Annotated in this window: 10 protein-coding genes; 9 read left to right on the top strand and 1 reads right to left on the bottom strand. The window is 66.0% G+C overall.

Annotated features, from left to right (window positions below; all coding sequences use genetic code 11):
• Positions 1-16: 16 nt before the first annotated feature.
• The 6 genes from QX094_RS16310 to QX094_RS16285 all read left to right on the top strand — a co-directional run bounded on the left by QX094_RS16310 (position 17) and on the right by QX094_RS16285 (position 6802).
• A complete protein-coding gene (locus QX094_RS16310; protein ID WP_315713814.1) occupies positions 17-757 on the top strand; it encodes a CpaD family pilus assembly protein in 741 nt (246 codons plus the stop codon).
• Complete coding sequence (locus QX094_RS16305) at positions 754-2022, top strand: CpaE family protein (protein WP_315713813.1); 1269 nt, start codon at positions 754-756, stop codon at positions 2020-2022. The genes QX094_RS16310 and QX094_RS16305 overlap by 4 nt, the downstream gene beginning before the upstream one ends.
• Positions 2023-2043: 21 nt before the next feature.
• Positions 2044-3507 (top strand): CpaF family protein, encoded by a 1464-nt coding sequence (locus tag QX094_RS16300; RefSeq protein WP_315713812.1) that lies wholly within the window; start codon positions 2044-2046, stop codon positions 3505-3507.
• Between the two features lie 11 nt (positions 3508-3518).
• Positions 3519-4493 (top strand): type II secretion system F family protein, encoded by a 975-nt coding sequence (locus QX094_RS16295; protein WP_315713811.1) that lies wholly within the window; start codon positions 3519-3521, stop codon positions 4491-4493.
• An 8-nt stretch (positions 4494-4501) separates the two neighbouring features.
• Positions 4502-5476: a type II secretion system F family protein gene (locus tag QX094_RS16290; protein WP_315753445.1), complete on the top strand. Its 975-nt coding sequence runs from the start codon at positions 4502-4504 to the stop codon at positions 5474-5476.
• 84 nt (positions 5477-5560) lie between these two features.
• Positions 5561-6802 (top strand): Zn-dependent hydrolase, encoded by a 1242-nt coding sequence (locus QX094_RS16285; RefSeq protein ID WP_315713809.1) that lies wholly within the window; start codon positions 5561-5563, stop codon positions 6800-6802.
• A gap of 24 nt (positions 6803-6826) precedes the next feature.
• On the opposite strand, the gene QX094_RS16280 is transcribed toward QX094_RS16285, so the two are convergent.
• The gene (locus QX094_RS16280) at positions 6827-7633 is read right to left on the bottom strand and encodes a tetratricopeptide repeat protein (RefSeq protein WP_316188026.1); all 807 of its coding nucleotides are present in this window, start codon (positions 7631-7633) and stop codon (positions 6827-6829) included.
• A gap of 193 nt (positions 7634-7826) precedes the next feature.
• Here QX094_RS16280 and QX094_RS16275 point away from each other — a divergent pair, with 193 nt between their 5' ends.
• From QX094_RS16275 to QX094_RS16265, 3 genes are all read left to right on the top strand, one after another.
• Entirely contained in the window at positions 7827-9209 is a 1383-nt protein-coding gene (locus QX094_RS16275; RefSeq protein WP_316188025.1) for a leucyl aminopeptidase family protein, read from the top strand.
• Positions 9202-10041, top strand: coding sequence for an NlpC/P60 family protein (locus QX094_RS16270; protein ID WP_316188024.1), 840 nt, complete (start codon positions 9202-9204; stop codon positions 10039-10041). Before QX094_RS16275 ends, QX094_RS16270 begins: the two co-directional genes overlap by 8 nt.
• A gap of 1159 nt (positions 10042-11200) precedes the next feature.
• On the top strand, positions 11201-12385 hold the full coding sequence (locus QX094_RS16265) for a hypothetical protein (RefSeq protein WP_316188023.1): 1185 nt from the start codon (positions 11201-11203) through the stop codon (positions 12383-12385).
• Positions 12386-12411: the final 26 nt, after the last annotated feature.

Genomic DNA, 12411 nt, shown 5'->3' with positions numbered 1-12411 from the left:
ACAAGGACCTGCAACGATGACCACCACATCCAGCCCCGCCCGATACCGACGCCTGCCCCTTGCCGCAGCGCTCGCCGGAGCCGCAGCCCTGCTCGGCGCCTGCAACTACACCAGAGACGCCGCCACCACGGCGAGCATCCCCGACGACTACCGGCTGCGCCACCCGATCGCGATCCAGGAGGCCCCGGACTCCCTGGTGGTCTTCGTCGGCCAGGGTCGTGGCGGCCTGACGGCCGAGCAGCGCGCCGACGTGATGGGACTGGCCCAGAGCTGGATTCGCCAAGGCACGGGCGCGATCAGCGCCGACGTGCCGAGCGGCACCCCCAACGCACGGGCGGCCGCCGACTCGATGCGGGAGATCCACTCCCTGCTGGCCGCCGCCGGCGTCCCGCCGCACGGCATCACCGTACGCAACTATCAGCCGAAGGACCCGCGCCAGATGGCCGCGATCCGGCTGAGCTACCCAAAAATGTCGGCCACGGTGGGGCCCTGCGGGATCTGGCCGGATGACCTCGGGCCGTCGATCAAGAACAAGAACTGGTTCGACAACAAGCCTGACTGGAACTACGGCTGCGCCTACCAGCGCAACATGGCGGCAATGGTCGCCAACCCGTCGGATCTCGTGCAGCCGCGATCCGAAACGCCGTCCTATACCACCCGGCGCACGGCATTGTTCGACAAATATCGCAAGGGACAATCAACCGCGATCACGTATCCAGAGGCCGACAAGGCCAAACTCAGCGACACAGGCAAATGATCAGCTACGCCCGACAGACCCAAGAGGAGCAGCCTGACGTCGTGCCGCCGCCGGCCGACGATCACATCGCGCCCGCGCCGCGCGTGTCCGTGCAGGCGTTCTGTGAGACGGTGGAAACCGCCGCGACGGTCCAGGCCGCCGGTGAGGACCGGCGCCTCGGCAAGGCCCATCTGAAGGTTCAGATGGGTGGCATGGCGGCGGCGATCGAGGCCTACCGGTCTGCCCCGACCCCGAACGTCATCATTCTGGAGACGGATGCACGCACCGACATCCTGGCCGGCCTGGATCAGCTCGCGACGGTTTGCGACCCGGGCACGCGCGTCGTCGTGATCGGCCGCGTCAACGACGTCACGCTGTATCGCGAGCTCGTTCGGCGCGGCGTCAGCGACTATGTGCTGTCGCCAGTGACGCCGATCGACGTCGTCCGCTCGATCTGCAACCTATTCTCCGCGCCGGAAGCCAAGGCCGTCGGGCGCATCGTTGCCGTCGTCGGCGCCAAGGGCGGCGTCGGAGCCTCGACCCTGGCCCATAACATTGCCTGGGCGATCGCGCGCGACCTGTCGATGGACTCCGTGGTGGCAGATCTCGATTTGGCGTTCGGCACCGCCGGCCTCGACTACAACCAGGATCCCGCGCAGGGCATCGCGGACGCCGTCTTCTCACCGGACCGGATCGACATCGCCTTCATGGACCGGCTGTTGTCGAAATGCACCGATCATCTGAGCCTGCTGGCCGCGCCTGCGACGCTCGACCGGGTCTACGATTTCGGCGCCGAGGCATTCGATGCGGTCTTCGACACGCTGCGGGCCTCGATGCCATGCATCGTGCTCGATGTTCCGCATCAATGGGCAGGCTGGACCAAGCGGGCGCTGATCTCCGCGGATGATATCCTGATCGTCGCGGCGCCGGATCTCGCCTCGCTGCGCAACACCAAGAACATGTTCGATCTCCTCAAGGCCGCCCGGCCGAACGATCGCATGCCGCTCTACTGCTTGAACCAGGTCGGCGTTCCCAAGCGGCCCGAGATCAATGCGAGCGAGTTCGCCAAGGCGATCGAAAGCCCGCCGATCGCAACGATCCCGTTCGAGCCGCAGATCTTCGGCGCGGCCGCCAACAACGGCCAGATGATTGCGGAGATGTCTCCCAGCCATCGGACGACGGAGATGTTTCTCCAGATCGCGCAGCGGCTCACCGGCCGCAGCGAGACAAAGAAGCCGAAAGGCTCCTTCCTGTCGCCTCTGCTGGACAAGCTGAGGGCGAAGTAAGCACGCGTGGAGTTCTAAGTCGTGTTTGGTAAGCGTAGCGGATTGGACAACGATACCAGGGCCCTCAGGCCGGCCGCGCCGGCGCCCGAGCCGGCGCCGGCTGCACCACGCGCGGCGTCTCCGGCCGTGCCGTCGCCACCTCTGGCTCCGACCCGGCAGGCTCCGCCGCCGCCACCACCGGTTGTCGAGGCCCGGCGTTCGGACAGTTACTATCAGGTCAAGGCGACGATCTTCGGGGCGCTGATCGAGGCGATCGATCTCGCTCAGCTGGCCAAGCTCGACGGCGAATCCGCGCGCGAGGAAATCCGCGACATCGTCAACGAGATCATCGCGATCAAGAATATCGTGATGTCGATCGCCGAGCAGGAAGAGCTGCTCGACGATATCTGCAACGACGTGCTCGGCTATGGCCCGCTGGAGCCGCTGCTGTCGCGTGACGACATCGCTGACATCATGGTCAACGGCGCCGGTACGGTCTTTATCGAAGTCAACGGCAAGATCCAGCGCACGGGCATCCGGTTCCGCGACAACCAACAGCTCCTGAACATCTGCCAGCGCATCGTCAGCCAGGTCGGCCGCCGCGTCGACGAATCGTCACCGATCTGCGACGCGCGTCTCGCCGACGGCTCGCGCGTCAACGCCATCGTTCCGCCGCTGGCGATCGACGGCCCCGCGCTCACCATTCGTAAGTTCAAGAAGGACAAGCTGACGCTCGATCAGCTCGTCAAGTTCGGCGCGATCTCGCCGGAGGGCGCGGAGATCCTGCAGATCATCGGCCGCGTCCGCTGCAACGTGCTGATCTCCGGCGGTACCGGTTCGGGCAAGACCACGCTGCTGAACTGTCTGACCAATTATATCGATCACGACGAGCGCGTCATCACCTGCGAGGACGCCGCCGAGCTCCAACTGCAGCAGCCACATGTGGTGCGCCTCGAAACCCGGCCGCCCAACATCGAGGGCGAAGGCCAGGTGACGATGCGCGAGCTGGTGAGAAACTGCCTGCGTATGCGGCCCGAGCGCATCATCGTCGGCGAGGTCCGCGGACCCGAGGCCTTCGACCTGCTGCAGGCCATGAACACCGGTCACGACGGATCGATGGGCACGCTGCACGCCAACAACCCGCGCGAAGCGTTGTCCCGCTGCGAATCCATGATCACGATGGGCGGCTTCTCGCTGCCGTCGCGGACCATCCGTGAGATGATCTGCGCCTCGATCGACGTCATCGTCCAGGCGGCGCGACTGCGCGACGGCTCCCGCCGCATCACGCACATCACCGAGGTGATGGGCATGGAAGGCGACACCATCATCACCCAGGACATCTTCCTCTACGACATGATCGGCGAGGACGCGAACGGCAAGATCATCGGGCGCCACCGCTCGACCGGAATCGGCCGGCCGCGGTTCTGGGAACGTGCGCGCTACTACGGCGAAGAGAAGCGGCTTGCGGCTGCACTCGATGCCGCCGAAGTTGCGAGCAAGGACTGAGGAGAGACCCCATGAAGCTTCAGGCTCTCGCCCTTGCCTTCCTCGCCGCCACCGCGATCGGCGGCATCGCCTGGGTGTTCCTTTATCCCCTGCTGTCGGGTGAGCGGAAGGCCGAGCAGCGGCGCAGCACCGTCGCCAAGTCCGAGCCGGTGGTCCGACAGGCCGAACGCAGCCAACGCTCGCGCCGCGAGCAGGTCGAGTCCTCGCTGAAGGATCTCGAGGCGAAGGCCCAGAAGCAGAGTAAAGTCCCGCTGAACATGCGGATTTCGCAGGCCGGACTCGACTGGACCGTGCAGAAATTCTGGATCGTTTCCGGTGTCCTCGGCTTCGTCGTCTGCGCCGTTGCCTTCTTCGCCGGTGGCGGCCCGCTCGGCGCGCTCGGGCTCGGCTTCGCCGCCGGTCTCGGTCTGCCGCGTTGGATCCTCGGCTACCTCAAGAAGCGGCGCGAGAAGAAATTCCTGGCGGCATTGCCGGACGCCGTCGACGTGATCGTGCGCGGCATCAAGGCAGGCCTGCCGCTGTTCGAATCCATCAAGGTCGTCGCCGCCGACGCGCCGGAGCCTTTGCGCAGCGAGTTCCTCGGGATCATCGAGACCCAGGCGATCGGCATGCCGCTCGGCGAGGCTTGTGCGCGGCTCTATGAACGGATGCCGCTTCCCGAAGCCAACTTCTTCGGCATCGTCATCGCGATCCAGCAGAAGTCGGGCGGCAATCTCTCCGAGGCGCTCGGCAACCTCTCGAAGGTGCTGCGCGACCGCAAGAAGATGAGCGAGAAGATCCAGGCGATGTCGATGGAGGCCAAGGCGTCCGCGGGCATCATCGGATCGCTGCCACCGATCGTGATGCTGCTGGTCTATCTGAGCACGCCCGACTACATCTCGTTGCTCTGGACCCATCCGACCGGCCAGCTGATGCTGGTCGGCTGCGTGATCTGGATGTCGATGGGCATCCTGGTCATGAAGAAGATGATCAATTTCGATTTCTGAGGTGGACCATGGTCGACATTCTGGTCTCCAAGCTGCACGACCCGCACTTCATGACGATGTTCTTCGCCGCCATCGCGGCGACGGCCACCGTCTATACGCTGATCATGCCGCTGTTCGCAGGCGAGAACCTGAACAAGCGCATGAAGGCGGTCGCCAGCGAACGCGAGCGGATCAAGCAGCGCGAGCGCGAGCGGTTGAACGCCGGCGAGAAGGTCTCGTTGCGGCAGACGCCGAAGCAGCTCATCTCTCGTGTGGTGGAGGATTTCAACCTCACCAAATGGCTCGCTCAGGAGGCGGCCCGCGAGAAGCTCATCATGGCGGGCTACCGCGGCCAGGCGCCCTATATCACCTTCCTGTTCGCGCGCCTGGTGACGCCGCTGGTTCTGTTCGTCGGTTCCGTGCTGTACGTCTTCGTGATCGCGCATCTGCAGAAATCGATGCCGGTCAAGATCGGCATCTGCGTCGGCATGGCCTATCTCGGCCTGCAGGCTCCGATGCTGTTCCTCAGCAACGCGATTTCCAAGCGGCAGCTGTCGATCAAGCGCGCGTTTCCCGACGCGCTGGACCTGCTGCTGATCTGCATCGAATCCGGCATGTCGATCGAGGCCGCCTTCCGCCGCGTGGCGATCGAGATCTCGAGCCAGTCGATCGCGCTGTCGGAGGAGTTCACGCTGACCACCGCGGAGCTCTCCTACCTGCAGGACCGCAAGGTGGCCTACGAGAACCTCGCCCGCCGCACCGGCCTCGAAGGCGTGAAGTCGGTCTGCCTCGCGCTCCAGCAATCGGAGCGCTACGGCACCCCGCTCGGGCAATCGCTGCGCGTGATGGCGCAGGAAAATCGCGACATGCGCATGAACGAGGCCGAGAAGAAGGCGGCCGCGCTGCCGCCGAAGCTGACGGTGCCGATGATCCTGTTCTTCCTGCCGGTGCTGTTCGTGGTCATTCTGGGACCGACCGGCATCAAGGTCGCGGCCATGCAGTAGAGGTAGACCGCTCGCGAGAAATTTCGCTTGCGGTCGCGGCTCTACGCTGGAAGCTAGGCGGAGCATGATCGAGGTCTCCGCCTGATGTCCGACAAGCTCCGCCGCGCCGATGGCGCCCGCGTCCTGGCCGATCTGAACGCACTGCGCGCCTTCGGCACCTACAAGACCGGCGTGCACCGGCCGACCTTCTCCGACGCCCATCGTCAATCTCTCGCTTGGCTCGCCGAGCGCCTGCCCGACGCGCAACTGACGCCTGATATCGACGGCATCGGCAACGTGCTGGGCACCAGCGCCAAGCCAGGCCCCAAGCTGCTGGCCGGATCGCATCTGGAGAGCCAGAACCAGGCCGGCTGGCTCGATGGCCCGCTCGGTGTCGTCTACGCGCTGGAGGCTGCGCGCGTGCTCAATCCCGATCCGTCCATTGTCGGTGCGGTGGAGGTCGCCTCCTGGTGCGACGAGGAGGGCCATTTCGGCAGCATGCTCGGCAGCCGGTCCTATGTCGGCGACGTCAGCGAGGCCGAAATCGATGCTGCCCGCGACCGCAGCAGCCCGCGCACGATGCGGGAGGCGCTTGCCGAGATGGGCCTCGCCGGACGGCCGCGCCTGCAGGCCGAGCGCGGCCGGCATATCGGCTATCTCGAAGCTCATATCGAGCAAGGCGACACGCTCGAGGCGGGCGGGCTCAAGATCGGTGTCGTCACCTCGATCGTCGGCATCTGGCAATACCGCATCACCTTCACCGGCGAGCAGAACCATGCCGGTACGACGCGGATGGCGGTGCGCAAGGATGCCGGGCTCGCGCTCGCCAAGTTCTGTGTGGCGATCGATGCGCGCTTTCCGGCCGCCTGCGGCCCGCGCACGGTGTGGACCACGGGACGCATCACGCTCGATCCCGGCGCACCGAGCATCATCCCCGGCCAGGCCGAGATGCTGTTCCAGATCCGCGACGACAATGCCGCCGTGGTCGACCGGCTCGAAGAGCTGCTGCGTGAGGTGGCTGCGCAGGCGTCAGACGCAGGTCCCTGCCATGTCGCCGTCGAGCGCATCCGGACCGGCGCGCCGGCCATGATGGACGGCACGTTCCAGGATGCGGTCGAGGCCGCCAGCCGCGATCTCGCGGCCGGCAAGTCGCTGCGGATGCCGAGCGGCGCCGGACACGACGCGCAGGTGCTGGCCACCATCATGCCGGCCGGCATGCTGTTCGTGCCGTCGATCGGCGGCATCAGCCATCACTGGACCGAGAACACCTCCGATGCCGACATCGTCACCGGCGCCGACGTGTTCGTCGACACCTGCCGCCGCCTGCTGACAGGCGCGACACGATAGGCGGGTCATCAGCGAGGCACGTCGTCAGTCCGGCTGGTTGAGCGCGGCGATCGGCGCATTGCGCGCCTTGCCTTTGCCCTGGCTCTGCCCCTGAATCATCTGCTTGAGATAGGCGACGTTGGCGGCGGCCTCGTCCGGCGGCAGATCGGCCCGTGCGATCTGCTCGGCCTCCGCGAAGCGTCCCTGCAGGCCAACGACGAGCGCGAGGTTCTGGCGCACCCGCGCGTCCGCCCCCTGCGAGCCGTAGGCCTGCCGCAGCACCTCCTCGGCCTTCGGCAGCTCCCGCGTCAGCATGTAGGACAGGCCGAGATTGGACAGCACCGAGGGCTCGCCGGGCACGATCTTCAGCGCGCTATCGTAATAGCGCCGCGCCTCCTCGTGGCGGCCCATCTGGTCAAGCACCGTGCCCTGCACCGACAGCAGCTTCCAATCGGGATTGTCCGGCGAGTGCGCGCGCGACAGCACGTCGAAGGCGAGCTTGAAATTGCCGTTGTCGGCCAGCGCTCGGCCATAGGCCGCGAGCACGGTCTTGTTGCCGGCGTTGGCGAGCGTCGCCTGCTCCAGCACCGCAACCGCCTGCTCGCGCTGGCCGTTGTTGCGCAGCGCCTGGCCGTAGGCGACTGCGATGGCCGCATCCTTGGGGTTGGCGCGGTAGCGCTCGCCATACACCTCGACCGCGCGCTGCGGGGTCGCGGGCGGCGGCGGCTCGGCCCGACCGCGCAGCGAGCCCGTGACGTCGGACATGGTCTGGCAGCCGCCGAGGCCCGCAGCGACGAGCGCGGTGAGGACAACGGACGCAAGCAGCCGGGGAATGAAAGGCGGTTGACGCATGTCACGTGGACTCGAACGAGCGAATTGAACGCGCCAGCAATAAACTGTTAACGCTAACAGCCGGTTAATGGCGCGGCCACGGCGCCATCGTCACATCCGCGTCGGTTTGCGGGCTAGGCGGCCGGCGTGATTGCAGCGGCCTTCAAACTCTGCGAAGTCTGGCTGCCGCGCGCCAGTTAGGGAACCATTAGGCATGCCGTCGATGTTCGAGACCGCCTCCACAACGTCCGCCATCCCGATCACCTTCGTAACGAAGGCGAGCTGGCCGGGGATCAAGGAGAGCCTGTCGGCTGAAGCACGCAACTTCGCCGAGGCCAACGTCTACGCCGCCAAGCCCGGCAGCTATCTGGCGTTGCCCACCGCCGACGGCCACATCGCGCGGGTGCTGTTCGGCCTCGAGGACGACGACGCCAAGCACCGTGACCTGTTCCGGCCGGGCGCCCTGCCCGGCCTGCTGCCCGCCGGCACCTACCGCTTCGCCAATGCGCCGCACGATGCACGGCTCGCCGCGCTCGCCTTTGCGCTCGGCAGCTACCGCTTCGGCCGCTACCGCAAGACCGAGACGCCGGAGGTCCGCCTCGTTCCGCCCGATGGCGTCGACGCCGCCGAGCTGAACCGCCTTGCCGACGCGGCGACATTGGCGCGCGACCTCGTCAACACGCCGTCCAACGACATGGGACCCGAGGAGCTCGAGGCCGCGGCGGAGCAGGTCGCCGACCGCTTCGGCGCGCGCTTCACCAGCATAGTCGGCGACGATCTGCTGCGCCAGAGCCATCCGCTGATCCATGCCGTCGGTCGCGCCTCGACCCGCGCGCCGCGCCTGATCGAGCTCGTCTGGGGCGATCCATCGCATCCCAAGGTGACCCTGGTCGGCAAGGGCGTCTGCTTCGATACCGGCGGGCTCGACCTGAAGCCGTCGAGCAGCATGCTCCTGATGAAGAAGGACATGGGCGGCGCCGCCAACGTGCTGGCGCTGGCGCAGATGGTGATGGATGCCAAGCTCAAGCTGCATCTGCGCGTACTGATTCCAGCGGTCGAGAACGCGGTCGCCGGCAACGCCTTCCGTCCGCTCGACGTGTTTCCCTCGCGCAAGGGCATCACGGTCGAGATCGGCAATACCGATGCCGAGGGCCGGCTGGTCCTGGCTGACGCGCTGGCGCTGGCCGACGAGGACAAGCCGGACCTGCTGATCGACATGGGCACGCTGACCGGCGCCGCGCGCGTCGCACTCGGTCCCGACCTGCCGCCGTTCTACACCCAGGACGAGGCGCTCGCCGCGGACGTCGCGCGCTGCGCGGCCGCCGAGAACGATCCGCTGTGGCGGATGCCGCTATGGGCGCCCTACGACTCGTGGCTCGACTCCAAGGTCGCGACCCTCAACAACGCGCCCTCGGGCGGCTTCGCCGGCTCGATCACCTGCGCGCTGTTCCTGCAGCGCTTCGTCGAGCACGCGAAGAGCTGGCTGCATCTCGACATCTTCGCCTGGACGCCGTCCGCCAAGCCGGGCCGGCCCGAAGGCGGCGAGTGCCAGGCCGCGCGCGCGCTCTATAAGCTGCTGAGCGAGCGCTATGCCTGATCCGCGCCTCACGCCCGCGCGCGGCGACATCGCGGCCAAGCATCTCAGGGGACAGGTGACCGCTCAGCGCTTCGTCGAGGGCGAGGCGCTCGTGGTCATCGATCCGATCGCGCCGGCGCGCCAGCAGCCATATTCCGGCGCCGAGCTGGCGACGCAGGCGCTGAAGGGCGAGCGCGTCACGGTCTACGACCGCAATGGCGAGGGCTGGGCCTGGGGCCAGCTTGCAGCCGATCAGTATGTCGGCTGGCTGCCGGAGGCGGCGCTGGCAACGCCGGCTGCGGCGCCAACGCACAAGATCAGCGCGCTGCGCAGCTTCGCGTTCCCGGGTCCGTCGATCAAGCTGCCGCCGGTCGCGACGCTGCCGATGGGGTCCGCTGTCGCGGTGGTCCGCGAGGAGTCGAGCTTCGTCGTGACGGCCGAGGGCTGGTTCGTGCCGAAGCAGCATGTCGTCGGTCTCGACCATGTCGAGTCCGATTTCGTCGCAGTCGCCGAGCGCTTTGTCGGCACGCCCTATCTGTGGGGCGGCAAAAGCAGCCTCGGCATCGACTGCTCGGGCCTGGTGCAGGTGCCGTTGAATGCTGCGGGTGTGCCGTGCCCGCGCGACAGCGACATGCAGCTCGCCGCGCTGGGGCGCTTGCTCGACGGGGGAGAGCCGCTTCGCCGCGGCGATCTGATGTTCTGGAAGGGCCACGTCGCCATCGTGCGCGATGCTGACACGATCGTCCACGCCAACGCGTTTCATATGGCCACGCAGATCGAGCCGATCGGCGAAGCGATTGCCCGTATCAAGGCGAGCGGGAGCGATGTGCTCGCGATCAAGCGGCTGGATTGACTCGCCTCATCGCGCTGGCGCGTCCTCCCGATGAGGTTTTGAGACGCAGGCTCCCTCCTCCGTCATTGCGATCGTAAGCGAAGCAATCCAGAGGCCCGCCCACGACTCTGGATTGTTTCGCTGCGCTCGCAATGACGCGGAGAGAGCGGCGCAAGAGTCCGATATACCTATCAAACAGCAACAGGCCGCGCCAAACAGCAGGGCAAGCATCCGCATTCTCGCGGCCGCATCGGTCCGAGTCCTGCTGCAATCATCCGCCCTCGGCAACATGAGAGGGCGCAGGGAAGGCCGGGTGCCGACCGCACCCGTGGTTGCGTGCAACAAGCACGCGGTAGTCACCACAGGTACGGGCCGAACATCCGGCCTTCCCTGCGCGATGTTTTGCGACTTACTTCGTGATCTCCCCAGGGACCGGCTTTCTTGCCCCTGTCGGCCGCAGGCCTCATCGGCTCCCGCGACCTTGACGCCAGCATCGGGGCGCCAGGACCACACGACTTCGTCGTCCGCATGACGCCGTTCGTCGGTGCGCACATGCACACTGCAACATCATCGCGGCCATCGCATCCCGCACCCGACGTCCGTGACGACGCGTACGTCCCTCTCGTGGGGCAGGACGGGGCGGAGTATGCACGATTTCCGAAAAAAAGAAAGATGAATATTTTTCGCGAGAGGACTGGACAGGCGTTCGCGGACCGCGCCCGTCGGCCAAATCACCCGCAATCGCGTGGGTTCTCGCCGCAGCCCAAGAGAGCTGAGATTCTGACTGTCGGCGCTTTTGGTAATTCGCCCGATCTCGAGAGTATAGTGACCGATTCGTGGCCCGGCAGACGATTGCCGCTTCTGTGAAGGGTTTCGGATGCCGGCCGCACGATTGACGGCGCGGCATGTTCGGGCGGCCGGCGTCCGAAAGCTTCCAAGGGAGGAAGCCGCGCATGGTGGGCAGGACTGGTGCGGAGGCGCTTTCCACCGTGGCCGGTCGATGAGCGGCGGGCACGACGAGCAGCTTTGCAGAATGGCGGTCGTGCGGTGATGAGGTGTCGATCCTGATGGCGCCGGTTGGCGCAGTCGGTTGATGGCGCGATTGCCATCGCCTCTGTTGATCTAGCGCAAGGCTGGAATTGAGAAGAACGCCCACGTTGATGCGACAGAGGGGCGGACCATGGTGTGCGCAGGACGCTGGCGGGTTCAAGGAGCGGCCATCGTCGCCGCGATGATTCTACTAGCGTCGCCGGCGCGAGCGGGCTGCAGTCCAGAAGACATCGCGGATGCCTTTATCGGGACGCTGTCCGCCGCATATGTGTGCAAGTCGGTCTATGAGAATGACGCAAGCCGCTACGCAGCGATTGCACTGACCGCAGCACTCAGCGGCGTCGCCTTGTCAGGGTCGGACACGGGGAAAGGGCAAGCCCTGGTCAATCAATTCTGCGCAGAGGCGCAGGGCGACGCCGACCAAGTCGTCAGCAAGCTGAACACGATCTTTGGCAACGCGATCGCAGAAAATGTTCTCGGCGATCTTTCCAAGGAGCTCGCAGCCATTGGCGCGGCCGCAGACGTCGTGAAATGCGCCTGCAAGAGCGAGCAGAGCACCGTTGGATTGGGTTCCGAAATCGGCTCATGTCTTCAGGAGGTGTTGTGCTGGGGGCAGGAAGAGCTTGGCATGCAGTCCTGCGGCGATTGCGAGGTCCTTCCGCCTGCTCAAGCCACATGCGCCGCGATCAACGCGACGTGCGAAAAAGTACCTTACATGGAGTGGTGGAGGTACCCGGAATGTCAAGGCATCGGCGGTCCCGGCTCGATCTTCAGCCCTTCCAGCAAAGGCGTCTATCAGGATCAATACGATCGATATGGCGTGGGCATGGTGGAAACCGGTGACGGGACGCTGGTGGTCACGGATCCCGGCGCCTACGCCTGCCACACAGGGAGCAGTTACTGCACCTGTCCGAAACCGATGGTGCCGCACTGGCAACAGGTCCCCAACCCCGGATCCGGCGATAGCAAGTACGTGTTCTCGTGCGATTGCCCGAAGGACACCCATCCCGGCGTGTTGAAGTCGAACGGGCTCTCCGAGTGCCTGTGCGACGACACCAACCAGGTGGCGGTCTTCGGCTTTGCGCCCTACGGCATGTGTCCGCCCGCGGCCTGCCCGGCCGGACAGACAAGACTCGGCGGCGACAAGAACAGCCCCTGTGTCACGCCCTGCTCCGACAAGAGCCAGGGAATGGCCTTTGACGGAAGCTGCTGCAATCCCGCGCAGATGACCAATTGTGGAGAATGTTGCCCGCCGGACACCGTGCCCAACGTCAAGACCGGCTCCTGCGAGCCGCGGCCCAAGCAGCCGAAATGAGGCGGACGGACATGATTGAGCTCGGC

It is taken from the genome of Bradyrhizobium sp. SZCCHNS1050, from assembly GCF_032484785.1.
Lineage (GTDB): Bacteria > Pseudomonadota > Alphaproteobacteria > Rhizobiales > Xanthobacteraceae > Bradyrhizobium.
This window is presented reverse-complemented; position numbering and strand designations above follow the sequence as displayed.